This is a genomic window from Acinetobacter sp. CIP 53.82 (assembly GCF_000369465.1).
GTDB classification, from domain to species: Bacteria; Pseudomonadota; Gammaproteobacteria; order Pseudomonadales; family Moraxellaceae; genus Acinetobacter; species Acinetobacter indicus.
The window spans coordinates 894,304-917,741 of the sequence record NZ_KB850046.1 but is presented as its reverse complement, the minus strand read 5'-3'; the positions used below and the strand labels follow the sequence as shown (position 1 = coordinate 917,741).

Sequence of the window (23,438 nt, the reverse complement as noted above, 5' to 3'; positions counted from 1 at the left end):
GAGGTCGATATGGCTAAGAAAAGTATGATTAATCGCGAATTGAAACGCGAAGCTACTGTTGCTAAATACGCTGCAAAACGTGCTGAATTAAAAGCTGTTATTGCAAACGTAAATGCAAGCGACGAAGAGCGTTTCGAAGCGATGATGAAGTTACAAGCATTACCACGTAATGCGTCTCCAGTGCGTCTTCGTAACCGTTGTGGTTTAACTGGTCGTCCTCATGGTTACTTCCGTAAGTTCGGTTTAAGCCGTAACAAATTACGTGACACAGTAATGCAAGGTGATGTACCTGGCGTTGTTAAGGCAAGCTGGTAAGGAGCGACTAGAATGAGTATGCAAGATACCGTTGCCGACATGTTAACTCGTGTTCGTAACGCACAAATGGCGAAGAAACAAACTGTTTCTATGCCTAACTCTAAGTTGAAAGTTGCGATTGCAAACGTACTTCAACAAGAAGGTTACATTGCCAATGTAGAAGTTGCTGACGTTGAAGGCAAAGCAACTCTTACTTTGACATTAAAGTATTTCGAAGGCAAACCAGTTATCGAAACTGTGAAACGCGTAAGCCGTCCTGGTCTACGTCAGTATCGCGGTAAAGATGCACTTCCAAGCGTTAAGCAAGGTTTAGGTATTGCAATTGTTTCTACAAGCAAAGGCATCATGACTGATCGCGCTGCACGTGCTGCGGGCGTTGGTGGTGAAGTTATTGCTTTTGTTTCTTAATAGGTGATTCCTCATGTCTCGTGTGGCTAAAGCCCCAGTAACTGTACCTAACGGTGTAACAGTTACTCAGAACGGCCGGCAGGTCGAAGTGAAAGGCAGCAAAGGTACATTGTCTTTCAACCTGCATGCGCTGGTCGAGCTAAAACAGGAAGATGGTACTCTTCAAGTTGCTCCAGTAAAAGAGTCGAAAGACGCTTGGATGCAAGCTGGTACTGCTCGCGCTGTATTAAACAACCTTGTAAAAGGTGTGAACGAAGGTTTCGAACGTAAGTTACAACTGATCGGTGTTGGTTATAAAGCTGCGGTTAAAGGTACTGTTGTTAACCTTAACCTTGGTTTCTCTCATCCAATCGATTACAGCCTTCCTGAAGGTGTAACTGCAGAAACTCCTACTGCAACTGAAATCATCCTGAAATCTGCTAACAAGCAATTATTAGGTCAGGTAGCAGCTGAGATCCGTGGTTACCGTCCACCAGAGCCATATAAAGGTAAAGGTGTTCGTTATTCTGACGAAGTTGTACTTCGTAAAGAAGCTAAGAAGAAATAAGGCGCGAGGTTCTTATGAACGAAAAGAAACAATCCCGTTTGCGTCGTGCGAAAAGCACACGCTTGCACATCCGTGCATTGGGTGCGACTCGTTTGTGTGTAAACCGCACTCCGCGTCACATCTATGCTCAAGTTATCTCAGCAGATGGTGGCAAAGTTTTAGCGCAAGCTTCTACTTTAGATGCTACTTTACGTGCTGGTACAACTGGTAACGTTGAAGCTGCCAAGAAAGTTGGTGCTTTAATCGCAGAACGTGCGAAAGCAGCTGGTGTAACTAAAGTTGCATTTGACCGTTCTGGTTTTAAATATCATGGTCGTATCAAAGCCTTGGCTGATGCTGCTCGTGAAAACGGCTTGGAGTTCTAATCATGGCTAAAGTTGAACAAAACGAAGGTCTTGTTGAAAAGCTGGTAGCCGTTGATCGTGTTGCCAAAGTTGTTAAGGGTGGTCGTATCTTCTCTTTCACAGCATTAACTGTTGTGGGTGACGGTAATGGTCGCGTAGGTTTTGGTCGTGGTAAAGCGCGTGAAGTTCCAGCTGCTATTTCTAAAGCACTTGAAGCTGCTCGTCGCAACATGATTACTGTTGACCTTGTTGACGGTACTGTTCAGCATCCTATTCATGCTCGTCACGGTGCAAGCCGCGTTTACATGCAACCTGCTTCTGAAGGTACTGGTGTAATTGCTGGTGGCGCTATGCGTGCAGTTCTAGAGGCTGTTGGCGTGCGTAACGTATTAACAAAATGTTATGGCTCTACAAATGCTGCGAACGTAGTAAACGCGACTTTCAACGGTCTGCGTGATATGACTTCTCCTGAGAAAGTCGCTGCGAAACGTGGTCTGACTGTAGAACAAATTCAAGGGTAATCAATCATGAAAACGATTAAAGTTACCCAGACTAAATCTGCATCGCACCGCTTGAAAAATCACAAGCTTTGCCTGAAAGGTTTAGGTCTGCGTCGTATTGGTCATACTGTAGAAGTGCAAGATACGCCTTCTAACCGTGGTATGATCAACCAAGTCTACTATATGGTTAGTGTAGAGGAATAAGCCATGACTCTGCGTTTAAATGAACTTGCACCTGCAGAAGGTGCTAAACGTGAAAACCGTCGTCTGGGCCGTGGTATCGGTTCTGGCGTAGGTAAGACTGGTGGCCGTGGTGTCAAAGGTCAAAAATCACGTAAGAGCGGTGGCGTACGTCCAGGTTTCGAAGGTGGTCAAACTGCGTTATATCGTCGTTTACCTAAATTCGGTTTCACTAGCCAAATCGCTTTAAAAACTGCTGAAGTACGTTTATCTGAGCTTGCTAAAGTTGAAGGCGACATCGTTAGCCTAGAAACTTTAAAAGCGGCGAACGTTGTGCGTAAAGACATGATCCGTGCGCGTATCGTACTTTCTGGTGAAATTACTCGTGCTTTCACTGTTCAAGGTGTTGCATTGACTAAAGGCGCTAAAGCTGCTGTTGAAGCTGCTGGCGGTAAAGTCGAGGAGTAATCTCCAGTGTCTATGTCTCCTAGTTCTTCAGGTCATGTACATATGATGAAAGGCCAACCATTTCACGTGAAATATCGTGAAATTATTCGCCGAATGATGTTTCTCATTGGTGCGTTGTTGGTATTTCGACTAGGAGCGCATATTCCAGTACCAGGCATTAATAATGCCGCACTTGAAAATCTTTTTAATGCAAACTCAGGTACTATCCTGGGTTTGTTTAACATGTTTTCGGGTGGTGCATTAGAGCGAATGTCGATTCTTGCTCTCGGGATCATGCCCTACATCTCTGCGTCGATTATCGTGCAGCTGATGTCAACCGTGGTTCCTTCGCTGGAAGCTTTAAAGAAAGAAGGCGAGCAGGGCAAGCGTAAGATTAATCAATATACGCGCCAAGGTACCTTGTTCCTTGCCTTAGTACAGGCAATCGGGATGTGTGCAGGTCTGATCAGTCAAGGGATTACCTTAACGTCAGGTCTTGCGTTTTACGTTCCGGCAGTCACCTCGCTGGTGGCGGGTACAATGTTCCTGATGTGGTTGGGTGAACAGATTACCGAACGTGGGGTGGGCAATGGTATTTCCATGATCATCTTCGCCGGTATCGTTGCCGGATTACCAAATCTGATTTTGCAATCGCTATCTTCAGTCGATAATGGTCAAACCAGCCTGATTGGTCTGGTGATTTTTGGTCTGTTGTCACTGGCGGTACTGGCAGCCATTGTGTTTATCGAGAAAGCGCAACGTCGTATTCCGGTAAACTATGCTCAAAAACAGCAAGGTCGTCGTGTATTTACTGCACAGCAAACCCATTTGCCATTAAAAATTAATATGGCAGGTGTGATTCCGGCAATTTTTGCCAGCTCTCTGCTGTTGTTCCCGGCCAGTCTGGGTCAATGGGTAGGAAGTGCGGATCCTGATGCAGGGATTATCAAGCGTAGCTTGCAAGATCTGGCACTCGTATTGTCGCCTGGACAGCCATTGTATTTGGTGCTCTTTGGTGCGTTAATTATCTTTTTCTGTTATTTCTATACCGCGCTAGTTTTTAGTCCGAAAGAAGTGTCAGAGAACTTGAAACGCAGCGGAGCTTATGTGCCTGGTATTCGCCCAGGTGAGCAAACTGCTCGTTACTTAGATCATATTCTCAATCGTTTGACCTTTATTGGTTCGATTTATATCACAGTGGTCTGCTTGATGCCGATGGTATTGCAGAGCTCGTTTGGTATTCCATTCTATTTGGGTGGTACCTCATTATTGATCGTTGTGGTAGTCGTGATGGACTTTATGGCTCAGCTTCAAGCACATCTCACCTCGCACCAGTACGATAATCAAACGTTAATGAGAAAAACGACTGCTCATCCTAAGGGATAAGCGCACTTAGAGGTTTCATCATGAAAGTACAAGCTTCTGTAAAGAAAATTTGTGGTAGCTGTAAAGTTATCCGTCGTAATGGGGTTATCCGCGTAATTTGCAGCGCAGAACCTCGTCATAAGCAGCGTCAAGGTTAATCTGATCAAGACCTGTTGATTTCAGTAGGCTAATTAGGTTATTATCCGCCCCTCAAGATTTTTGTGGGGCGGTTGATTATCTTAACTGCCTTTTTGGAGAAAATTGAATGGCTCGTATTGCCGGTGTAAACATTCCGGATAACAAGCATGCTGTTATCTCTCTAACGTACATCTTTGGTATTGGTCGCCACACTGCTAAGAACATCTTAGCTGCTGCTGGTATCGCTACTACCACTAAGATCCGTGAATTAGATGACGCTCAGCTTGATGCGATTCGTGCAGAAGTTGCTAAGGTTCCGACCGAAGGTGACTTACGTCGCGAAATTTCCATGAACATTAAACGTTTAATGGATTTAGGCTGCTACCGCGGTCTTCGTCATCGTCGCAGCTTGCCTGTCCGTGGTCAACGCACCAAAACTAACGCACGTACCCGTAAAGGTCCGCGCAAACCAATTAAGAAATAAGATTTCTGGAAGCTAAAAGATGGCTAAAGATACTCGCACACGCAAGAAGGTCACCCGTACCGTCTCTGAAGGTGTTGCACACATTCACGCTTCTTTTAATAACACCATTGTGACTATTACCGATCGTCAAGGTAATGCACTGGCTTGGGCCACTTCAGGTGGACAAGGCTTCCGTGGATCACGTAAATCAACTCCGTTTGCTGCTCAGGTAGCTGCTGAAGTTGCTGGTAAAGCTGCTTTAGATTACGGTTTGAAAAACTTGGACGTCCTTGTAAAAGGTCCTGGTCCAGGTCGTGAGTCTGCGGTTCGTGCATTAGGTGCAGTGGGTTATAAAATTAACAGCATTACCGATGTGACTCCAATTCCTCACAACGGTTGCCGTCCACCTAAAAAACGTCGCGTGTAAGGAGAAACATTCATGGCTCGTTATATTGGTCCAAAATGCAAACTCTCTCGCCGCGAAGGGACAGACCTGCAACTAAAATCTGGCGTTAAACCTTTTGACGTCAAAACTAAAAAACACGCTAAAGCTCCTGGCCAACATGGCGGGGCTCGTGGTGGTAAGCAATCTGAGTATTCACTACAATTACGTGAAAAACAAAAAGTACGTCGTATGTACGGTGTTTTAGAGCGTCAATTTAGTAATTACTATAAAGAAGCAGCTCGTGTTAAAGGCGCAACAGGTGAAAACTTGTTGAAATTGCTTGAAAGCCGTCTTGATAACGTCGTTTATCGCATGGGTTTTGGTTCTACACGTGCAGAAGCTCGTCAGCTTGTATCTCACCGTAGCATTACTTTGAATGGCCGTCGTGTTAACATCGCGTCTATCCAAGTTAAAGCTGGTGACGTGATCGCAGTTCACGAAGGTGCTAAACAACAATTACGTATCAAAAACGCAATTGAATTAGCTGCTCAACGTGGTATCCCTTCTTGGATGGAAGTTGATCACGCTAAATTAGAAGGTACGTTCAAAGCTGCACCAGATCGTTCTGATTTACCTGCTGAAATCAACGAAAGCTTGATTGTAGAATTGTATTCTAAATAATCCTTGAGGTAGCAATAATGACGCGTACTGCAAATGAGTTTCTAACTCCGCAAGCGATCAAGGTCGAAGCGGTTAGCGGGACCTCGGCAAAAGTTATTCTGGAACCATTAGAGCGTGGCTTTGGTCATACTCTTGGTAATGCTTTACGTCGCATCCTTCTTTCTTCTTTACCTGGCGCAGCTGTGGTTGAAGTTGAAATTGAGGGTGTTGAGCACGAGTACAGTACCTTAGAAGGCTTGCAGCAGGACATCGTCGAGCTCTTGCTGAACCTGAAAGGATTGTCTATTAAGCTATTCGATCAAAATGAAGCTTATTTGACATTGGAAAAACAAGGTCCAGGTGACGTTACTGCAGCTGACCTTCGTTTACCGCACAATGTTGAAGTGGTTAACCCTGAACACTTGATCGGCACTCTAAGTGCATCAGGCGCGTTAAAAATGCGTTTGAAAGTGGCTCAAGGCCGTGGTTATGAAACATCTGACTCACGTTTCCCAGAAGGCGAAACTCGCCCAGTGGGTCGTTTACAGTTAGATGCTTCTTATAGCCCGATCAAACGTGTGTCTTACATCGTAGAAAATGCGCGTGTAGAACAACGTACTGACCTTGACAAGCTGATCATTGATCTTGAAACCAATGGTACTGTTGATCCTGAAGAAGCAATCCGAAAAGCGGCAACAATCTTGCAACAACAAATTGCAATCTTTGTTGACCTTCAGAAAGATCAGGCACCTGTGGCTCAAGAACCTCGTGAAGAAGTTGACCCAATTTTGCTTCGTCCAGTAGATGATCTAGAGCTTACTGTTCGTTCTGCTAACTGTTTGAAAGCAGAAAATATTTACTACATTGGTGATCTTGTACAGCGCACCGAGGTTGAGTTACTTAAAACACCTAACCTGGGTAAAAAATCGCTTACTGAGATCAAAGATGTTCTGGCATCGAAAGGCTTGCAGCTCGGCATGCGTTTAGAGAACTGGCCACCAGCTAGTCTCCGCATGGACGACCGCTTCGCTTATCGTAGCCGTTAATTAAGTAGGACTATTCACCATGCGTCATCGTAATAGTGGTGTGAAATTAGGCCGTACCAGCAGCCACCGTAAGGCGTTGTTCCAAAACTTAACCAATGCTTTAGTTGAGCACGAGTTAATTAAAACAACTTTGCCTAAAGCGAAAGAACTTCGCCGCGTTGCTGAGCCTTTAATCACTTTAGCTAAAAACGATACAGTTGCAAACCGTCGTTTGGCGTTTGCTCGTACTCGTAATGCAGCAACTGTTGGTAAATTATTTACCGTTCTTGGCCCTCGTTACAAAGAACGTAACGGCGGTTATCTACGTGTTCTTAAAGCGGGCTTCCGTGCAGGTGATGCTGCACCGATGGCTTACGTTGAACTTGTAGATCGCGAAGTTAAATAATTTCGCAAGAGCAGTTCAGTTGTTCTAAAAAAGGTCGGTTTTTTAAACCGGCCTTTTTTTTATGGCCAGTTGTCAGACAATTTTTCTGTTGTGTCCCGAATTGATATAAATTTTATCGCTTTTTATTAAACTTGACATTGAGTATTGTCAAATTTGTGCTTTAATAAAAATAGAACGTTGAACAGGTATAAAAACAAAATGGACAAGCATGTTGATATTCTGATTGTGGGTGCGGGCATCTCTGGTATTGGTCTGGCCGCGCATCTTTCCAAACACTGCCCGCAGCGCACCTTTGAAATTATCGAGCGTCGTGAGAGCTTTGGGGGCACTTGGGATTTATTTAAATATCCGGGTATTCGTTCCGATTCGGATATGTCGACCTTTGGCTTTAATTTTAAGCCCTGGACGCAAGACAGCATTCTGGCTGATGGCGCTTCAATTAAGAACTATCTGTCAGAAGTGATTGCAGAGTATCAACTGAAATCCAAAATTCATTTCCAGCATCGGGTGCTGTCTGCCAATTATGATAGCCAGACCCAGAAATGGTCTGTCGTGATTGAAAATGCACAGGGCAAAAAACAGACCTGGATCGCCAATTTTGTTCTGGGGTGTACCGGTTATTACAATTATGATCAGGGCTTCCAGCCGGATTTCCCGAATCAGTCGGCATTTAAAGGTACTTTTATTCATCCACAGCATTGGCCGGAAAACTTCGATTATTCTGGTAAAAAAGTGGTGATTATTGGTAGCGGCGCTACTGCTATTACTTTGGTGCCTGCAATGGTCAAAGGCGGTGCAGCGCATGTCACCATGCTGCAGCGCTCACCGACCTATATTGCTTCCATTCCATCGGTAGATTTTATCTATAACAACATGCGCAAGGTGTTGCCGGAGGAGCTGGCTTATAAGCTGACGCGGGCACGAAATATTGGTATGCAACGCGGTGTGTATGCGCTGGCACAGAAACAGCCGAAGCTGCTGCGTAAATTTTTATTAAAGTCAATTGAGATGCAGCTGAAAGGCAAAGTGGATATGAAACACTTTAGCCCGAGCTATAATCCATGGGATCAGCGTCTGTGTGTGGTGCCAGATGGAGATTTGTTTAAAGTGCTGCGTGAAGGGCAGGCCAGTGTTGAAACCGATCAGATTGAAGCCTTTACCGAACAGGGCATCCAGTTAAAATCTGGCAAACATCTCGACGCAGATGTGATTGTGTCGGCTACCGGTCTGCAAATTCAGATTTTAGGCGGGGTTAAAGCCACCATTGATCATCAGCCTTTGGATACCTCGAAACATATGCTGTATCAGGGTGTGATGGTCAGCGATGTGCCGAATATGGCCATGATTATTGGCTATATCAATGCCTCCTGGACTTTAAAAGTTGATATTGCTGCGGATTATATCTGCCGTCTGATTAATCATATGGATCAGCAAGGCTATACCGAAGTGATTGCGGAAGGTGATCCTTCAGAGTTGATGGAAGACACTGTGATGGGTAGTTTAACTTCGGGTTATATTGCCCGTGCCGCGAATGTGATGCCAAAGCAGGGTAAACATGCGCCTTGGCGGGTGAGCAATAATTACCTGAAAGACCGTAAGGATTTAAAACAGGCTTCATTTGCTGATCCGGTGCTGAAGTTCCGTAAAGCAGTCAGTGAGTCTGCACGTAAACCTAAACTGGTGTCTTAAGCACACATCATCATGATCGTGCAATGAACAAAGGAAGCTCAATTGAGCTTCCTTGTTGTTTATATCGGGTTCTACGCTTGTAATGCGTTATAGGGAGCGGGAAATCAGCTCTTTCATAATTTCATTGGTACCGGCATAAATCCGGTTGGCGCGATTGTCTAAATACGCACGGGCAATCGGATATTCCAGCATATAGCCATAGCCGCCATGCAATTGCAGACATTCATCCACCACTTTGGAAAACAGCTCCGAGATTTTGTATTTGGCCGCCGCTGCTGCATCAACACTTAGCTGATCTTCGAGCTGCAGTTCCATACACCGGTCCAGATAGGCGCGGCAGAAATCAATTTCAGTGCGCATTTCCGCCAGTTTAAAGCGGGTATTCTGAAAGGCGCCAATCGGTTTGCCAAAGGCTTTACGTTCTTTGGTGTATTGCAGGGTATGCGCAAAGGCTGCTTCGGCACCAGCCTGGCAGATAATCGCCACAATCATGCGTTCCCAGGCCAGCTCTTTCATCAGCATGATAAAGCCCATGCCTTCCATGCCGAGCAGGTTTTCTTTGGGCACTCGCACATTGTCAAAAAACAGCTCGCAGGTGTCCTGACCTTTCATGCCAATTTTATTCAGCGGTTTACCTTTGCTAAAACCGGCACGATCTGCCTCGACCATAATCAGCGACAGGTTGGCAGAACCTTTGTCACTATTGCCAGTTTTACACACCACAATCGCCATATCGCATAAATAGCCATTGGTAATAAAAATTTTAGAGCCGTTAATGACGTATTCATCGCCCTCTAAAACTGCCGTGGTGCGTACTGCCTGTAAATCTGAGCCTGTGCCCGGTTCGGTCATGGCAATCGCGGTGACCACTTCACCTGTCGCCATTTTCGGCAACCAGTGCTGTTTTTGCTGTTCGTTGCCAAAATTATGAATATAGTTGGCGACAATATCGGAATGCAGCGAGAAGCCGGTGGCCGAGTCGCCGGCATAGGCCTGTTCTTCAATCAGGATCATGCTGTAGAGGCGATCTACTCCAGAGCCACCATACTGCTCTGGCATGGTGGTACACAGCAGTCCCAGTTCACCGGCCTTGTTCCATAAATCGCGGTCTACATGCTGTTGCTGTTCATATTTTTCCGTATTCGGCAAAACTTCCTTTTCATAAAACTTGCGCACTGTATCACGGAATGCCTCATGCTCACTCTGAAATAATTTTCGTGGCAACATGTTGTTGAGTGGGCGAATTGCAGCAGATTGCATGGTTAGAGTTCCTTCACTTATTTTTATGCCTTGAAACTAAAGCAAACAGAGCCGGCAGTACAATGTGCAGAAACATCATTTCTGGCTTTTTGCTGGCGGTTTTGGTCAGTCCGATAAATTCATCGAAACTTTTTCTGGGCTGGGTTAAACTAATTGCGATATCAATATGATGTGGACCAAACCATGAGTGAAGACATTAGCTTAGAAGAGCGTAAAGTGATTTATCGTGCCCGTCGCGGTTTAAAGGAAATTGATGTCTACTTTGATCCTTATGTGAAAAACTATTATTTAACCGCTGATCCGGAAGAAAAAGCCACGTTTGCGGCGCTGGTTGAACAGGAAGATCCGGATTTACTGGACTGGTTTATGGAAGTGTCTGAACCGCCACGCCCGGAAATGCGCGAGCTGATCCGTAAATTAAAACACTATGTCCACGGCTAAGCGCGACTTTCAGCTGAAACCGAGCCGTCTGGCGCTGCTGTTTCAGCTGAGCCTGCTGATTCTATTTTCGGTTTTAAGTTTTCAATTATTACATCCGCTGCTTTGGCTGCTAGGTCTGCTCCTGGCGGCTGTCAGTTATTACGGGTTTCAGCGACGCTCCCAATTAACCGCCTTGGCGCATTTAGATGGGGCAGAGTGGAGTCTGCAGTTTAATTCTGGCTCCAAGATTCAACGCGGTCTGCTCGAGCATATTCTGGATCATCAGCTGTATCTGGTGCTGTATTTTCATCATGCACCGGTCAAATCTGCAGTCATCTGGCGTGACCAAGTTTCGTTTGCAGAGTGGAAAGCCTTAAAAACATTGGCAAAAACCATCTAATTGTCAGACAGTTGTATATTTTAATATAAAAATAAGATATTGATTTTAAATAAATTTATAAAGTCTATCATTTTGTTTGTCCTACACAGTCACGGTAAATTGGCAAAAAATACCGATTGTTGGACAAAAGCCTCTTGTGTTTGAAAATTATCCAGATATATTAAAGCCATCAACAGCAAACGGGGAAATCACCAAGGTGATCGCCACGTAGAGGTTTCTAGTCATCGCAATTGTTTTCAATTGTGGCTGGATGATGAGGAAGCTTGCTGAAGGAACGAATTGCACCAATAAAATGCCCGTAATTGGGTTCCAGTTAATAAGTAGCATGTGCTGAACCGTCGCAATGCTACTTTTTTTTTGCCTAAAATTTGGCTTTCCTGCAAATTCAGTCAATTTTCTTGCCCGCTTTTCATGTCAAAGTACAGCTCTCGGATTAGAGTAAATGCTCTTTTATTCAGATAATGCATCTGATATGTTTGTTGCCATGGACATAAACACAATTATAGAGGACAGGAAAATGTCGCAAGTCCAAAAAATCTGCCAGGGTGTGGCGGTTATTGCATTCACAACAACACTTCTTTCCGGCTGTTCACAAGTGGTGAAAACCGGTGCCAATGTGGCTTTAGGTTTTACAGAAAAACATATTGTTCCTCCCATTCTGGCCATGGATGATGCCGAAATGGTCTGTAGCAGTGGTAATTCCCTGACTCCTGCAATTATGGCCACCAAAGATATGGGTGCAGACCCGACCCGGGTTGCGGTGCTAATGTATTCAGCCGCCGGTATCTGTGCGGAAAACCGTGCCCTGGATGCCGAGCTGCGTTATTTGCGTGCTTCAAAAGCCGGACAGGTCAGTGAAGCGCAAGATGCCCGGATTGAACAGAAACGCTGGGCGGCTATTGCGGCACAGCGCCAATATACCGGTTATCAGTTATTCCAGAATCGCTGGGAAAAGAAATACAGAAAACCACTGGGTGAAGGCTGCCCGAAAATGAATAGCGATATTGATCAGACCGTATATTTGCTTGGCATGATCAGCGGTTTGCAGGCCATGACCAATGACATTAACTCGGGCGGTGCGGTGCATGTGCCCAAAGATATTGCTGCCGTGGTCGAGCGTGGCATGACCTGTCTGAACAACGAAAAGTTCTGGGGTGCACCACAAGCCACCCGTGCCGTGATCTGGACCTTGTTGCCAGGTGCGGGAGATGGCAAACCGGAGCCGTATCAGACCCTGAAACAGTCGATGCAAATTGGTGAGCAGAAAGGTGTGCGCCTGTCGCATGCCCTGTATGCAGTGGCCGCGCAGGCCAGCGGCGATGATGCCAAGATTCGTGATGCGCTAAAATCATTTGCGGCTGCACGCACCGAAGAAAAACCAATTAACCCGCAATTCAAGCTAATTGACAGCATGGCTGCCACCATGGTGCAGGGGATTTCAGACCGTTACTGGACTGAAAATACCGGGGTACGTACTGCCGATGATGGCATGAGCCGTTTCTGGGATGAGCAGGACAATGCGTCTGAACTGGATGATTTATTTGGTGAAGATACAAGCGCTGATCCAGATACGGAACTCAACAATCTGTAAATAGTCGCTACGAGGAGGACGCTTTATACTTAAAAGATTCAACAGGGACAACGACATGACACTTCATTTTTTCAGTAAGAAAATTATTTTTATTGCCGTGTTTATGTCGCTGGCGGCCTGTTTGCAGGTGTTTGCGGATCATTTTATTTATTGGCGTCCTGCTCTGTTACAAGAATTCTGGCGCTTGTGGACAGCGCATTGGGTGCATGTGGGCTGGGTGCATTATCTGCTGAATATTCTGGCCTTTGCCTGTTTGCCTTTTATTTTTCCGCGGGTCAAAACCTGGCATTTTGTCAGCCTGTTATTGCTGTTACCTCCGGCTATCAGTTTCAGTTTCTATTTCCTGTTTCCACATATTGAAGCCTATGCCGGCCTGTCTGGGGTGCTGCATGGAGCGTATATGGCAGTGGCGGTGGTGCATCTGCTTGATGCTCAAGAACGCCGGTTTGCCGCGCTGGTATTGCTGCTGATTCTGGCCAAACTGCTGTGGGAAAATACCTTTGGCAGTAAGGAAACGGCCGAGCTGATTGGCAGCCCGGTACTGGTCGAGGCGCATTTGCTGGGCGTGATCTGGGGTGCGGGATTGGCGATTGTCTATCTGATCTATACCTACAGCTTGAAAAAGTGATCCGGTTGACCATTTCTACCAAAAAGAAAATGAATATTGTCATTTTAAATGAATGTACTTTGATGCACATTCGAAAAGAATGACAACAAGATTTGAATAGCAGCAGGATGGCTGCTTGCTACAGGATGCGCGAAATACGGCCCTGTTGCCGTTTCCGAAAATAAAAAAACAGGAAAAAATATGTCAAATCAAGGACAACGCAGATCCGGACTGGATCTGCTCAGATATATATGGACAGAATGGATTTCTGCCTTTGTGATTCTGGTGTTGCTGCTGCTGACGCTGATCATTGGAACTGGTGAGATGATTCACGGCCAGCTGTTGCGTATGGGCGAACGTCTATACGGTGATCCTGCCACCGGTATGCAGTATTCATTCTTGCGCGCTGAACCAAGTGCCCCTGACTGTGACCGCAACCCGGATATTGACGGCCAGGTGCAGGCACAAATGAAAGCCAATGCGGCCGATGAATTTGCTGATATTTTTGGAACCCCGTCTGAATCGGATGTGCGTGCCTCAATTATGGCTGCGCAGCAGGTCTGTGAAGAAAAATATGTGTTTTATGATCAGGCTGTGCAGCATATGCAGGCGCATCCAAGTTTACGCACCTATCGCAGTGTAGAAACCACCTTCTTTGGCATCTTTAAATTTGGTACTGAAAACCGTGCCTTGCTGCTGGTGTTGATGGTGGTGTTTGCCGCGATTAGTGCCACTTTAAAAACCCATCATATTGGTTTGCGTGGGCCTGCCACACGAATTGATTATCGGATATATACCACCTGCATGACCGTGGCCAATGCCTTTCTGGCGTTCTCGGCCTATAGCCAGTATCGTTCGGTGCTAAATTCCGGGGTGCCGATGACCGGTGAAATGCAGATCATTTACTGGTTGTGGATGATCCTGTTCAGTGCGCTGACCCTCATCAGTTTATGGCAGTTTATTCGCCCGCCTGCACCAACGCGAGAAGGGGGCAGTCTAGGTCTGGCTTTCCTGAGTGTACCGCTGTATGCCTATATGGCCATTATTACCGGTATTGCCTTTACCTTCTTCATGGATTATCCAATGGGGCAGGGGATTTACCTGGGCCAGCTGGTGGAATTCTCCAGCATCTTCCTGAATCTGGCGCTGTTTATCTGGGCCGGTATGCTGCTGAAACAGACCCGTGTGGTGGATAAATTCCTGAACATCATGCGGCCATGGAATCTGGCACCAGAAACCCTGACCTGGTTAATCCTGATTGGTGCAGCATTACCGACAGCCTATACCGGTGCCTCGGGGATTTTCGTGATCGCGGCCGGTGCCATCATTTATAAAGAAGTCTGGAATGCTGGCGGTCGCCGTCAGTTTGCTCTGGCAGCAACGGCACTGTCCGGTTCGATGGGGGTGGTATTACGTCCATGTCTGCTGATTGTGGTCGTTGCCTCTTTAAACAAGGAAGTCACCACCGATGTGCTGTACCACTATGGCGTGTATGTATTCCTGCTGACTACAACAATTTTCCTGGTGGTATCGCTGTTCTTTGCTGAAAGTAAGTTCCGGATTGCTTCACCAGCTGTGGCTGCACCACGATCTTTACGTGCCATGGGTGCGGTGGTGCCGTATGTGATTATTTTCGTGCTGATCTGGATGTTCTACAAATATGCGCTGGACACCAACCTGAACGAATTTACCGCGCCGGTGATGATGCCTGTGATTCTGCTGTTAATTGTCCTGTTTGATAAATTGCGGCATGAACCGGCGCCAATTCCACCAGTAGGTCATTGGGATGAAAGCCTGACAGCAAAATATACCGATTCATCGCAACCGGCGCTGGCGACCGCCAGTGCAGTCAGTGGTGTGGAATACCGCGATGGCGTACATACTGCAACTGAGGATACTGGCATGTCGGCGGATCATAGCGTGGCGGTGTCCGAGCCGGAGCGTGAGGTTGGCTTCTGGAAGTCGATGCACATTTCCATTAGTGAAACCGTGGGGCATATTGGCGCGCTGGTGATTCTGATGGCCTTATCGGTCAGTGTCGGCGGCTTCCTGGAACGGATTGAAATCATGGAGTCTTTCCCGACCGATATCAGTAGTACCTTTATTGTGATTAGCCTGATTGTACTGGTGATGGTACTGGTCGGCATGATTATGGACCCGTTTGGTGCGGTCATCCTGATTTCTGCCACGGTGGCACCGGTGGCCTACCAGTATGGGATTGAACCGGTGCATTTCTGGATGATTACCCTGATTGGCTTTGAAATGGGCTATATCACCCCGCCGGTCGCGCTGAACCACTTGCTGGCGAGGCAGTCGATTGGCGATGAAGAAGTGGCGGCGGCAGATGCCGAAGTGCGCCACAAATCCTTCTACTATCGTTTTGAGCGCTGGATTCTGCCGATTCTGGTGATGCTGCCAGCGATGCTGATCATTGCCTATGTACCATACTTCTTTAAACTGTTTGGCTGGTATCAGTAAGCCAGCCGTTCAACCGTGATGATGACCATACCCTGATCTTTTGCGAAAGGTCAGGGTATTTTTATGGCACCTGTGTAGGTTCGGCTTTTTTAAACAGCGGGCTGCACAGTAAAATCGCGATGAAAATCAGACCAAAGCCGAGCAGGCTGGACAGATCGGGCAATTCCTGCCAGAACAAAAAGCCCCAGATGCCGGCAAAAATAATCGCAATATAATTCACCGGCCCAATTTGACCAGCGGGCGCCAGACTATAGGCCCGCGACATAAAAATCTGGCTGATATTGGCCAGCACCCCCGCACTGATCAGTAGGCCCAGTTCACTCCATTGATAGCTTCGCCATAGCCAGAACATCGGGATCACTGAAATCAGGGTGCCAATCAGGCAGAAATAAAACACAATCCGTTCTGGTGGTTCGGTTTGCGTCAGGGCGCGCACAGTGACAAAGGCCATTGCGGCCAGAAAACTGGCGCCCAGACCAATGATCGACAGATGATTGAACAGGCCGGCATCCGGTTTAGCCACACAGAGTACGCCCATTAGACCAAACAGGGCGGCGATCAGCATGGCTGCACTGACTTTTTCTTTCAGGAATAACCAGGCAATGAGCGGAATAAAGATCGGGGAAGAATAGGTAAACACCATCGCATTGGACAGTTTAAGCTGGGCAATGGCATAGAAAAAGCCATACATCGCCAGCAGACCGACCACACTACGCCAGGTATGCATCCACAGACGCCGGGTTTTAAAAAAGCCGAGGCCTTTATTGAACAGCAGCGGCAGAAAAATAAACAGGCCAATAAAATTACGGAAGAACACAATAGTGGCATTGTCGACCGTATGCGAGGCGTAGCGGATACACACGCCCATGAGCGAAAACAGAAAAGCAGAGAGGGTGAGTAAGCCAATGGCTTTGATCAGATCATGCTGAGGCGTGGAGGCAGTCATCATCAACCCGGGCGAGGAATAAGGATGTATTCTAGCTGATTTAACGCAGACTGCCGGTCATAATTATTGCTGTTTGAGCTGGGCTTCGAGCAGCTGAATCTGTTCTTCTTTCAGGCGAATCAATTCGTCGGCATCGGCGTGCTGGGCATTGAGCAGTGCGGCCTGATCATCTAGCTGTGCCTGCAGGTCTTCCAGTTTGGCCATTTCTTCTTTGGCCAGGGTCGCGTTGGTAGCAACCGGCTGTTTCAGAATATCTTCACTCACCAGTTGCTGTGGTACTTTTTCCAGCTGCACCGCTGGTTCTGCTTTGGCTTTAGCCGCAGGTGCGGCCGGCTGACTTAGCAGCTCGGCTTCAGGTGTTACCTCTGCACTCTGGTTTTGGCTCATCCATTGATAAGACAGCATCACAAGTACGATTACGATCAGGCCCCCAATAATGGCCCATAATAGTTTTGAGCTATTTCTCTGATCAAGCGTCATGAATAAATGAACCTTAATTTTTTTACTTAGGATGACGTGGTTTAAATTGAATCACACCCACTTCATCAGGCGCTGCCGGTGGCTGAGGTTCATCGACATGGGTCGGGCGATTTTCGCTATAGCCACAGTCGATACATTCAATCCATTCATCATCACCTGAGGTCAGCATGACCACCCGATCCATAGCCTGGCATTTTGGACATTTTGCGCCTGCAATGAAACGACGTTTGATGGTCATCATACTGATCCTGTGTTCAAATTAAGGCCCTAGTTTAAGCGTTTTTAATTGGCTTCGTCCAACCTTGATGACGCAATAATGCATCTATTTTTGGCTCGCGTCCGCGGAAATTGATAAACGCGTCAAGTGCTGAATCTTTTCCGCCAACTGCTAGAATAAACTGCCTGAACTGCTTTCCGGTGTCGGTGTTAAATACCCCTTCATTTTCGAAGCGATCGAAGGCATCGCTGGCCAAAACTTCGGCCCATTTATAGGAGTAATAACCGGCCGCATAGCCCCCCGCGAAGATGTGACTGAAGCTATGCTGGAAGCGGTTATAATCGGTGGTCGGCACCACCGCATATTTATGCCGGATCTCATTCAGCACATCCTGAATCTGGCTGGCGGTCAAGGCTGGGGTCATGCGGTGAATATTCAGGTCAAACAGGGCAAATTCCAGCTGGCGTAAGGTCTGCATGCCGGACTGGAAGAAGCGCGCATTCAGCAGCGCCTGAAGTAAATCATCCGGCAGGGTGGCCTGTGTGTCGATATGCTGACTGAGTACATCCAGGCTTTCTTTGTCCCAAGCCCAGAATTCCATAAACTGGCTTGGCAGTTCCACCGCATCCCAGGCTACGCCGTGAGTGCCGGCCACCGCAATGTTGTCGACTTCCGTCAGCATATGATGCAGGCCATGCCCAAATTCATGGAATAAGGTCAGTACTTCATCATGGGTCAGTAAGGCCGGCTGATCCCCCACGGGCGGGGTGAAGTTACAGACCATATAGCAAATTGGCTGTTGCAGGCCCTGGCTTTGCTGCATGCGCGAACGGAAACCGCTCATCCAGGCGCCGCCGCGTTTGCCCTGACGGGCATACAGGTCAAAATAGAAACCGCCAATTACCTGACCCTGATCTTGCAGTTCAAAATAACGGGCGTCTGGATGCCAGACTGGTGCTTCACGCTCGATAATATCGACATCGTATAGACGTTTAACGATGCTAAATAAACCCTCAACCACTTTCGGCGCCGGGAAATACGGTTTCAGTGCTTCCTGAGACAGATTGAACTGGGCCAGTTTCAGCTTTTCTGAATAGAAACTGGTATCCCACGGTTGCAGCTGCTGAATGTCATCTGCTGCGGCAATGGCTTTCAGTTCGGCAATCTCCTGTTCAGCCGGCTGACGGGCATGTTCGGCCAGCTCAACCAGGAACTGCTCAACTGCTTCGACACTTGGTGCCATTTTGCTGGCTAATGACAGTTCGGCATAGTTGTTAAAGCCGAGCAGCTGGGCCATTTCCTGACGCAGGCTTAAAATTTCTTCCATCACCGCGGTATTGTCAAAGGCCTGATCGGCAGACTGGTCGGAAGCACGGGTGGTGTAGGCTTTATATAATTCTTCACGCAGGCTGCGATCTTCAGCATAGGTCATAATGGCCAGATAGGACGGGAAATCCAGCGTCGCAACCGGCTGCTCCAGCTCACGTTGCTGGCCATACTGCTTGAGCAATTCCAAACTGCTGGCAGGTAGGCCGGCCAGTTGCGCTTCGGTGAGCGGTTTAGAGTAAGCCTGTGTCGCATCCAGCACATGGTTAGAAAAGTCAGAAGATAACTGTGACAGGCGTGCTGAAATTTCTGCATAGCGTTTTTTCGCTTCGCCTTCCAAGGCCACACCTGACAATTTAAAGTCACGCAGCGCCAGTTTAATTGCGCTTTGTTGCGCTGCAGGCAAGTCATTAAACATCGCTGCATCATGAACCTGCTGATAGGTCTGATACAGCACCGTGTGCTGACCGAGCTGGGTATAGTATTCGCTCAGGCCGGGTAACAGCGCTTGATAGACTTCACGGGTTTCGGCATTGTTCATCACCGCATTCAGGTGCGAGAGTACGCCCCAGCTTTCGCTCATCTGGTTTTCCAGATGATCGACCTGCGCCAGAACCTGCAACTGTGCATCGCTACTGGCCGGAATGTCTTGGAGTTGCTGTAAAAAGGCCTGCCCTTGGGTGATGGTCTGTTCAACCTGTTGTTTTAATTGGGGCAGCGTAATCTGGTCAAACTGGGGTACTGGCAGGGTTGCCTGTTCTAATGTCATGTCGGTCTGCCGATTTATTTCCTGTGTTATTTGTAGAAGTAAGGCTTCTAGAAGGATAAATCAAGCCTTGGGTGCTATTTATTCTGTGTTGCTTTGACAATTTGGATGGATTCGATCTTTTTGATGTAAGTCCCAAATTGCCCTTGGATGACGGACAGCTTTATCTGTAAAACCTGATTTTTATAGTGTTCATATTCATTTGAACTGAGTCGAAAAATACCAGATCCATCATACGCTGTATCCAAAAAATAGCTGACGCCATGTTTATATGTCTGCTCTTTCACTGCACTTGTCTCAACGGTCACGACACTAGGTGTACCAAAAACAAGGGTATGCAGTAGAGGGGGATAAAACACCAGATTCAAATAACAAATCAAAATTGCAAAAAGAGGCAGTAGCAGTAAGAAATAGAATTTCGGTTTTTTCTTTGCATTTTTCCATGTGCGGGGAATGACCCATTCACCCTGTCGATGGAGCATATAAAAGTAGATCAAAATCACCAAATACATAACGATTGCTAAAATGAAAGCACATATTTTGACGTGATCCGTTGGGGTGAAATCTAAGCTAAAGATGGCAAAAAGCGCTGAGATCGTCAGCAAGAAAAATGCGAACAAGACATAGTTGTGATAATAATATTTCGAGATCTTTTGCGGATTCATTGTTTTTAAGTAGCTTATTTTTATATGGATATATTAAAACAAAAAGAGCGCCGTAGCGCTCTTTTTATTTAGCAAAAATCATTCACCCTTTGCTTTGGCATTGGATTTTTTCTTTTTCGCTTTGGCTTTTTTCTTGACCTTGTCTTTGCTTTCAGCCTTGGCGGTGACTTTTTTCGCCGGCTTTTTGCCATAAGAACTCGGCTTGGATTTGGCCTTTTTCTTCTTCAACGGCTGTTCGCCATCTTCACTCACGGCAAGCTTGACTGGACGATCATGAAAGATTTCTTCGGTGGCTTCAGCACGCGGCGCGGTTTTGGCCACGCGTGGTGCACGGCTGCGGATCGCACGACCGGCATGGGTCAATTGTTTGACCAGCTCGAAATCAATCTTGCGTTCTTCCAGGTTGACTCCGGCCACCTTGACTTTGACTTCATCGCCCAGACTAAAGGTCTGACCGCGTGACTGACCGACCAGTGACTGGCTGGCCTGATCAAACATAAAGAAGTCATCGCCCAGCTGGCTGACGTGAATCATGCCATCGACATACAGATCTTTCAGCGTGACAAACAGACCAAATTCGGTCACGGCAGAAATCACCCCGACAAATTCTTCGCCTAAATGCTGCTGCATATAATGACATTTCAGCCACATGGTCACAGAGCGGGAAGCTTCATCGGCACGACGTTCGGTTTGCGAGAAATGCTCACCGGCATCATCCAGCGCGGCACCCGAAATCGGATACGGTTTCTGGGCCAGATGCGCCTTAATGGCACGGTGCAAGAGCAGATCTGGATAACGACGAATTGGTGAGGTGAAGTGGGTATAGGCTTCATAGGCCAGACCATAGTGGCCGGCATTGGCCGCGCCGTAATAGGCCTGCATCATCGAGCGTAACAGCACCGCATGAATACTTGGCGCATCAATGCGGTCTTTGGTGGCATCAATCACGGCCTGATAATCGGCCTGGGTTGGCTGTTCCGGGAAATTCAGTCCCAGCAGTTTTACAAATTCACGAACTTTCTGAATCCGTGAAAACTCAGGTGGCTCATGCACACGGTACAGCATTGGAATATCATTTTTGAGCGCAAACTCTGCTGCTGCCACGTTGGCCAGTAACATGCACTCTTCAATCAGTTTATGCGCATCATTACGGGTTCGTGGCAGGATTTCCTGAATCCCGCCGAGTTCGTCGAAGGTCATATAGGTTTCGACGGTTTCAAATTCCATGGCATGACGCTGGGCACGTAAACCTTTGAGTACCTGATACAGTTGGAACAGGGTATTCAGTGATTTGCGTACATCCCGGTCTTCCGGAATGGCAGCGCTGTCGCCGTCAAAATATTGCGCCACCTGGGTATAGGTCAGACGGGCTTTGGAATGCATTACCGCGGGATAGAATTCGAATTTGGTCACCCGGCCGGCACGGGACAGGTTCAGGTCACAGACCATACACAGACGATCTACCTGCGGATTCAGCGAACATAAGCCATTCGATAAGGCTTCAGGCAACATCGGTAAGACAAAATGCGGGAAATAGACCGAAGTGCCGCGTTCCTGGGCTTCATCATCCAGCGGTTTGCCCGTGCGGACATAGTGGCTGACATCGGCAATCGCAACCACTACGCGGTAGCCGCCCCCTGGACGTTTTTCTGCATACACCGCATCATCAAAGTCGCGGGCATCTTCACCGTCAATGGTGACCAGAGCTAAATCACGTAAATCGACCCGGCCTTCACGGTCTTTGGCTGACGGTTCTTTAAAACTGTCGGCATCTTTTAAGACATTGTCCGGAAATTCATACGGCAAACCAAACTCTAAAATGGTTTGGGGAATGATGATTTCGGTGTCGGCTTTATCGGCCATCGACTGCACCACATGGCCGGTGGCAAATTCTTCACGGCTTGGATAGTCATCAATGGCAACGCGAACTGAATCGCCCAGATTCAGTTTGGCGTGTTCAACCAGCTCTTTTTCTAAAGTCACCGGCTGATGGCTGTTCGGATTGCCCGGCTGAATAAAATATTCACCGTCATACATCGACAGTTTGCCAATGATCTGTTTCACACGGCGCTGCTGGACTTCGGTAATAAAGCCCCAGGCTTTGCCTTTGCGATCGACCGAGGTCTGGCGTACTTTAACGCGGTCGCCATTAAACACCAGACGTAATTCACGCTCGGGTAGCAGGATGTCATTTTGTCCGTCAATATGGGCAGAACCGAGACCCTTGCTATTAATGTAGACCGTGGCTTCATGGGTAGGCTGCTCGGCGGCAAGCTGGAACTTGAATCCGTCTTTCATGAGCTGGCCATCACGTACCATGGCAATTAAGCGGTGGCTCAGGGCATCAATACTTTTCTGATCGGCAATTTCAAAATATTCAACCAAGTCGGCATGCGACTGGGCCTGTTGCAGTTTTTCAATACTTTCAAGAATCAGTGTGCGACTTGGAATCGGATTATCGTAACGTTCGGCTTCAGCTTTTGCTTCAGGATCGACCCAGTTTTTCATCATGTCTTTGGCTTCAAGTCAGAAGATAGGTTTAGCATAAGTCATGCAGCGTCAGACTGCACGTAAATGATTGCAATAATGTGTTTTAAGTCTTTATTTTAAGATGATTGCGAGTAGATAAAATCACATTCCCCATAAATTTGCAGAAAATGCCAGGCTAGAAGCAATAAATTGTTTAAAAAATATTTAATTGAGCAAAAAACTGCAAAAAATAGAGTGACTGCGCTTGCAGTGCTACAGTTAAATTTGTATTATGGCGGCACGTTACGGTGAGATGGGTGAGTGGCTGAAACCACGTCCCTGCTAAGGACGCATACGGGCAACTGTATCGAGGGTTCGAATCCCTCTCTCACCGCCACTTTACTTATGTCGCGCTCATAGCTCAGCTGGATAGAGCACTTGGCTACGAACTAAGGGGTCGGGAGTTCGAATCTCTCTGAGCGCACCAATAAGTAAACCGGGAAATAACGCAGTCTAATATAGACGACACAAGTGACGCGCTCATAGCTCAGCTGGATAGAGCACTTGGCTACGAACTAAGGGGTCGGGAGTTCGAATCTCTCTGAGCGCACCAATCTTGATAAAGAATTCTGAAAAAACCGCACATGTTGCGGTTTTTTTGTGCCTGCAATTTGGCTAATCAGCTGCATCCGCCGGCTTCCTTATTTGTTACAATTTCAACTGCAATTTAAAATTTGTATAAAATCAGCGCACAAATACATGATTTGTCCAATATCTATCCATTTGGTTGCATTTTTATGAAATAAGACTTAACAAATACCGAAAAGCCCGTATAATGCACCCCATCAAGACGTCGCGCTCATAGCTCAGCTGGATAGAGCACTTGGCTACGAACTAAGGGGTCGGGAGTTCGAATCTCTCTGAGCGCACCAACTTGAACA

The 23,438-nt window shown here is 47.1% G+C and carries 28 protein-coding genes and 4 tRNA genes; 24 read left to right on the top strand and 8 right to left on the bottom strand.

The window, feature by feature from the left end; all coding sequences use genetic code 11:
• Positions 1-9 precede the first annotated feature (9 nt).
• From rpsN to F905_RS09855, 15 genes are all read left to right on the top strand, one after another.
• Positions 10-315: a 30S ribosomal protein S14 gene (gene rpsN, locus F905_RS09920; protein ID WP_005180266.1), complete on the top strand. Its 306-nt coding sequence runs from the start codon at positions 10-12 to the stop codon at positions 313-315.
• Positions 316-327: 12 nt separating this feature from the next.
• Positions 328-723, top strand: coding sequence for a 30S ribosomal protein S8 (rpsH, locus tag F905_RS09915; RefSeq protein WP_005180264.1), 396 nt, complete (start codon positions 328-330; stop codon positions 721-723).
• 13 nt (positions 724-736) lie between these two features.
• Positions 737-1,270: a 50S ribosomal protein L6 gene (gene rplF / locus F905_RS09910; protein WP_005180261.1), complete on the top strand. Its 534-nt coding sequence runs from the start codon at positions 737-739 to the stop codon at positions 1,268-1,270.
• Positions 1,271-1,284: 14 nt separating this feature from the next.
• Positions 1,285-1,635 (top strand): 50S ribosomal protein L18, encoded by a 351-nt coding sequence (gene rplR / locus F905_RS09905; protein WP_005180260.1) that lies wholly within the window; start codon positions 1,285-1,287, stop codon positions 1,633-1,635.
• Positions 1,636-1,637: 2 nt separating this feature from the next.
• Positions 1,638-2,135, top strand: a complete 498-nt coding sequence (rpsE, locus tag F905_RS09900; protein ID WP_005180258.1) for a 30S ribosomal protein S5 — start codon at positions 1,638-1,640, stop codon at positions 2,133-2,135.
• A gap of 6 nt (positions 2,136-2,141) precedes the next feature.
• Positions 2,142-2,318: a 50S ribosomal protein L30 gene (gene rpmD, locus F905_RS09895; protein ID WP_005180256.1), complete on the top strand. Its 177-nt coding sequence runs from the start codon at positions 2,142-2,144 to the stop codon at positions 2,316-2,318.
• 3 nt (positions 2,319-2,321) lie between these two features.
• A complete protein-coding gene (rplO, locus tag F905_RS09890; RefSeq protein WP_005180254.1) occupies positions 2,322-2,762 on the top strand; it encodes a 50S ribosomal protein L15 in 441 nt (146 codons plus the stop codon).
• 45 nt (positions 2,763-2,807) lie between these two features.
• On the top strand, positions 2,808-4,127 hold the full coding sequence (gene secY, locus F905_RS09885) for a preprotein translocase subunit SecY (RefSeq protein ID WP_171065119.1): 1,320 nt from the start codon (positions 2,808-2,810) through the stop codon (positions 4,125-4,127).
• Positions 4,128-4,147: 20 nt separating this feature from the next.
• Entirely contained in the window at positions 4,148-4,264 is a 117-nt protein-coding gene (gene rpmJ / locus F905_RS15195; RefSeq protein WP_000867907.1) for a 50S ribosomal protein L36, read from the top strand.
• Between the two features lie 107 nt (positions 4,265-4,371).
• On the top strand, positions 4,372-4,728 hold the full coding sequence (rpsM, locus tag F905_RS09880; RefSeq protein WP_005012957.1) for a 30S ribosomal protein S13: 357 nt from the start codon (positions 4,372-4,374) through the stop codon (positions 4,726-4,728).
• A gap of 19 nt (positions 4,729-4,747) precedes the next feature.
• Positions 4,748-5,134: a 30S ribosomal protein S11 gene (gene rpsK / locus F905_RS09875; RefSeq protein ID WP_001040166.1), complete on the top strand. Its 387-nt coding sequence runs from the start codon at positions 4,748-4,750 to the stop codon at positions 5,132-5,134.
• A 12-nt stretch (positions 5,135-5,146) separates the two neighbouring features.
• Positions 5,147-5,773 carry a 30S ribosomal protein S4 gene (gene rpsD, locus F905_RS09870; protein WP_005180248.1) on the top strand — a complete coding sequence of 209 codons (627 nt, stop codon included), beginning with the start codon at positions 5,147-5,149 and terminating at the stop codon, positions 5,771-5,773.
• 17 nt (positions 5,774-5,790) lie between these two features.
• The gene (locus tag F905_RS09865; protein WP_005180245.1) at positions 5,791-6,798 is read left to right on the top strand and encodes a DNA-directed RNA polymerase subunit alpha; all 1,008 of its coding nucleotides are present in this window, start codon (positions 5,791-5,793) and stop codon (positions 6,796-6,798) included.
• A 19-nt stretch (positions 6,799-6,817) separates the two neighbouring features.
• Entirely contained in the window at positions 6,818-7,183 is a 366-nt protein-coding gene (rplQ, locus tag F905_RS09860; protein WP_004754212.1) for a 50S ribosomal protein L17, read from the top strand.
• A gap of 198 nt (positions 7,184-7,381) precedes the next feature.
• The gene (locus F905_RS09855) at positions 7,382-8,872 is read left to right on the top strand and encodes a flavin-containing monooxygenase (protein ID WP_005180241.1); all 1,491 of its coding nucleotides are present in this window, start codon (positions 7,382-7,384) and stop codon (positions 8,870-8,872) included.
• A gap of 87 nt (positions 8,873-8,959) precedes the next feature.
• On the opposite strand, the gene F905_RS09850 is transcribed toward F905_RS09855, so the two are convergent.
• Positions 8,960-10,132, bottom strand: coding sequence for an acyl-CoA dehydrogenase family protein (locus F905_RS09850; protein ID WP_005180239.1), 1,173 nt, complete (start codon positions 10,130-10,132; stop codon positions 8,960-8,962).
• 183 nt (positions 10,133-10,315) lie between these two features.
• Here F905_RS09850 and F905_RS09845 point away from each other — a divergent pair, with 183 nt between their 5' ends.
• Entirely contained in the window at positions 10,316-10,573 is a 258-nt protein-coding gene (locus tag F905_RS09845; RefSeq protein WP_005180238.1) for an FAD assembly factor SdhE, read from the top strand.
• Entirely contained in the window at positions 10,560-10,952 is a 393-nt protein-coding gene (locus F905_RS09840; protein WP_005180237.1) for a hypothetical protein, read from the top strand. The genes F905_RS09845 and F905_RS09840 overlap by 14 nt, the downstream gene beginning before the upstream one ends.
• A 147-nt stretch (positions 10,953-11,099) precedes the next feature.
• Here the strand turns inward: F905_RS09840 and F905_RS15190 are convergent, their stop codons facing one another.
• Positions 11,100-11,345: a hypothetical protein gene (locus F905_RS15190; protein ID WP_081401166.1), complete on the bottom strand. Its 246-nt coding sequence runs from the start codon at positions 11,343-11,345 to the stop codon at positions 11,100-11,102.
• 124 nt (positions 11,346-11,469) lie between these two features.
• On the opposite strand from F905_RS15190, the gene F905_RS09835 reads away from it, so the two are divergent.
• From F905_RS09835 to F905_RS09825, 3 genes are all read left to right on the top strand, one after another.
• Positions 11,470-12,543 (top strand): hypothetical protein, encoded by a 1,074-nt coding sequence (locus F905_RS09835; RefSeq protein WP_005180236.1) that lies wholly within the window; start codon positions 11,470-11,472, stop codon positions 12,541-12,543.
• 55 nt (positions 12,544-12,598) lie between these two features.
• Positions 12,599-13,171, top strand: coding sequence for a rhombosortase (gene rrtA / locus F905_RS09830; protein WP_005180235.1), 573 nt, complete (start codon positions 12,599-12,601; stop codon positions 13,169-13,171).
• 180 nt (positions 13,172-13,351) lie between these two features.
• Positions 13,352-15,628: a TRAP transporter large permease subunit gene (locus F905_RS09825; RefSeq protein WP_005180233.1), complete on the top strand. Its 2,277-nt coding sequence runs from the start codon at positions 13,352-13,354 to the stop codon at positions 15,626-15,628.
• Between the two features lie 61 nt (positions 15,629-15,689).
• Here F905_RS09825 and F905_RS09820 read toward each other — a convergent pair whose 3' ends face one another.
• From F905_RS09820 to rnr, 6 genes are all read right to left on the bottom strand, one after another.
• Positions 15,690-16,577: a DMT family transporter gene (locus tag F905_RS09820; protein WP_005180232.1), complete on the bottom strand. Its 888-nt coding sequence runs from the start codon at positions 16,575-16,577 to the stop codon at positions 15,690-15,692.
• Between the two features lie 60 nt (positions 16,578-16,637).
• Positions 16,638-17,054 carry a hypothetical protein gene (locus tag F905_RS09815; RefSeq protein ID WP_005180231.1) on the bottom strand — a complete coding sequence of 139 codons (417 nt, stop codon included), beginning with the start codon at positions 17,052-17,054 and terminating at the stop codon, positions 16,638-16,640.
• Between the two features lie 22 nt (positions 17,055-17,076).
• Positions 17,077-17,286 (bottom strand): YheV family putative zinc ribbon protein, encoded by a 210-nt coding sequence (locus F905_RS09810; protein ID WP_171065117.1) that lies wholly within the window; start codon positions 17,284-17,286, stop codon positions 17,077-17,079.
• A gap of 40 nt (positions 17,287-17,326) precedes the next feature.
• A complete protein-coding gene (locus F905_RS09805) occupies positions 17,327-19,366 on the bottom strand; it encodes a M3 family metallopeptidase (RefSeq protein ID WP_005180226.1) in 2,040 nt (679 codons plus the stop codon).
• A 74-nt stretch (positions 19,367-19,440) separates the two neighbouring features.
• Positions 19,441-20,028: a hypothetical protein gene (locus F905_RS09800; RefSeq protein ID WP_005180225.1), complete on the bottom strand. Its 588-nt coding sequence runs from the start codon at positions 20,026-20,028 to the stop codon at positions 19,441-19,443.
• A 78-nt stretch (positions 20,029-20,106) separates the two neighbouring features.
• Positions 20,107-22,539 (bottom strand): ribonuclease R, encoded by a 2,433-nt coding sequence (rnr, locus tag F905_RS09795; RefSeq protein WP_005180224.1) that lies wholly within the window; start codon positions 22,537-22,539, stop codon positions 20,107-20,109.
• 265 nt (positions 22,540-22,804) lie between these two features.
• On the opposite strand from rnr, the gene F905_RS09790 reads away from it, so the two are divergent.
• From F905_RS09790 to F905_RS09775, 4 genes are all read left to right on the top strand, one after another.
• Positions 22,805-22,894: transfer RNA gene (locus F905_RS09790), tRNA-Ser, on the top strand.
• A 13-nt stretch (positions 22,895-22,907) separates the two neighbouring features.
• Positions 22,908-22,984: transfer RNA gene (locus F905_RS09785), tRNA-Arg, on the top strand.
• 49 nt (positions 22,985-23,033) lie between these two features.
• A tRNA-Arg gene (locus F905_RS09780) sits at positions 23,034-23,110 on the top strand.
• Between the two features lie 242 nt (positions 23,111-23,352).
• Positions 23,353-23,429 (top strand) — tRNA-Arg (locus F905_RS09775).
• Positions 23,430-23,438: the final 9 nt, after the last annotated feature.

Excerpts from the sequence above, each read along its gene's own strand:
- rpsN (WP_005180266.1), top strand. The coding sequence starts at position 10 with ATGGCTAAGAAAAGTATGATTAATCGCGAATTGAAACGCGAAGCTACT.
- rpsH (WP_005180264.1), top strand. The coding sequence starts at position 328 with ATGAGTATGCAAGATACCGTTGCCGACATGTTAACTCGTGTTCGTAAC.
- rplF (WP_005180261.1), top strand. The coding sequence starts at position 737 with ATGTCTCGTGTGGCTAAAGCCCCAGTAACTGTACCTAACGGTGTAACA.
- rplR (WP_005180260.1), top strand. The coding sequence starts at position 1,285 with ATGAACGAAAAGAAACAATCCCGTTTGCGTCGTGCGAAAAGCACACGC.
- rpsE (WP_005180258.1), top strand. The coding sequence starts at position 1,638 with ATGGCTAAAGTTGAACAAAACGAAGGTCTTGTTGAAAAGCTGGTAGCC.
- rpmD (WP_005180256.1), top strand. The coding sequence starts at position 2,142 with ATGAAAACGATTAAAGTTACCCAGACTAAATCTGCATCGCACCGCTTG.
- rplO (WP_005180254.1), top strand. The coding sequence starts at position 2,322 with ATGACTCTGCGTTTAAATGAACTTGCACCTGCAGAAGGTGCTAAACGT.
- secY (WP_171065119.1), top strand. The coding sequence starts at position 2,808 with ATGAAAGGCCAACCATTTCACGTGAAATATCGTGAAATTATTCGCCGA.
- rpmJ (WP_000867907.1), top strand. The coding sequence starts at position 4,148 with ATGAAAGTACAAGCTTCTGTAAAGAAAATTTGTGGTAGCTGTAAAGTT.
- rpsM (WP_005012957.1), top strand. The coding sequence starts at position 4,372 with ATGGCTCGTATTGCCGGTGTAAACATTCCGGATAACAAGCATGCTGTT.
- rpsK (WP_001040166.1), top strand. The coding sequence starts at position 4,748 with ATGGCTAAAGATACTCGCACACGCAAGAAGGTCACCCGTACCGTCTCT.
- rpsD (WP_005180248.1), top strand. The coding sequence starts at position 5,147 with ATGGCTCGTTATATTGGTCCAAAATGCAAACTCTCTCGCCGCGAAGGG.
- F905_RS09865 (WP_005180245.1), top strand. The coding sequence starts at position 5,791 with ATGACGCGTACTGCAAATGAGTTTCTAACTCCGCAAGCGATCAAGGTC.
- rplQ (WP_004754212.1), top strand. The coding sequence starts at position 6,818 with ATGCGTCATCGTAATAGTGGTGTGAAATTAGGCCGTACCAGCAGCCAC.
- F905_RS09855 (WP_005180241.1), top strand. The coding sequence starts at position 7,382 with ATGGACAAGCATGTTGATATTCTGATTGTGGGTGCGGGCATCTCTGGT.
- F905_RS09850 (WP_005180239.1), bottom strand. The coding sequence starts at position 10,132 with ATGCAATCTGCTGCAATTCGCCCACTCAACAACATGTTGCCACGAAAA.
- F905_RS09845 (WP_005180238.1), top strand. The coding sequence starts at position 10,316 with ATGAGTGAAGACATTAGCTTAGAAGAGCGTAAAGTGATTTATCGTGCC.
- F905_RS09840 (WP_005180237.1), top strand. The coding sequence starts at position 10,560 with ATGTCCACGGCTAAGCGCGACTTTCAGCTGAAACCGAGCCGTCTGGCG.
- F905_RS09835 (WP_005180236.1), top strand. The coding sequence starts at position 11,470 with ATGTCGCAAGTCCAAAAAATCTGCCAGGGTGTGGCGGTTATTGCATTC.
- rrtA (WP_005180235.1), top strand. The coding sequence starts at position 12,599 with ATGACACTTCATTTTTTCAGTAAGAAAATTATTTTTATTGCCGTGTTT.
- F905_RS09825 (WP_005180233.1), top strand. The coding sequence starts at position 13,352 with ATGTCAAATCAAGGACAACGCAGATCCGGACTGGATCTGCTCAGATAT.
- F905_RS09820 (WP_005180232.1), bottom strand. The coding sequence starts at position 16,577 with ATGATGACTGCCTCCACGCCTCAGCATGATCTGATCAAAGCCATTGGC.
- F905_RS09815 (WP_005180231.1), bottom strand. The coding sequence starts at position 17,054 with ATGACGCTTGATCAGAGAAATAGCTCAAAACTATTATGGGCCATTATT.
- F905_RS09805 (WP_005180226.1), bottom strand. The coding sequence starts at position 19,366 with ATGACATTAGAACAGGCAACCCTGCCAGTACCCCAGTTTGACCAGATT.
- F905_RS09800 (WP_005180225.1), bottom strand. The coding sequence starts at position 20,028 with ATGAATCCGCAAAAGATCTCGAAATATTATTATCACAACTATGTCTTG.
- rnr (WP_005180224.1), bottom strand. The coding sequence starts at position 22,539 with ATGATGAAAAACTGGGTCGATCCTGAAGCAAAAGCTGAAGCCGAACGT.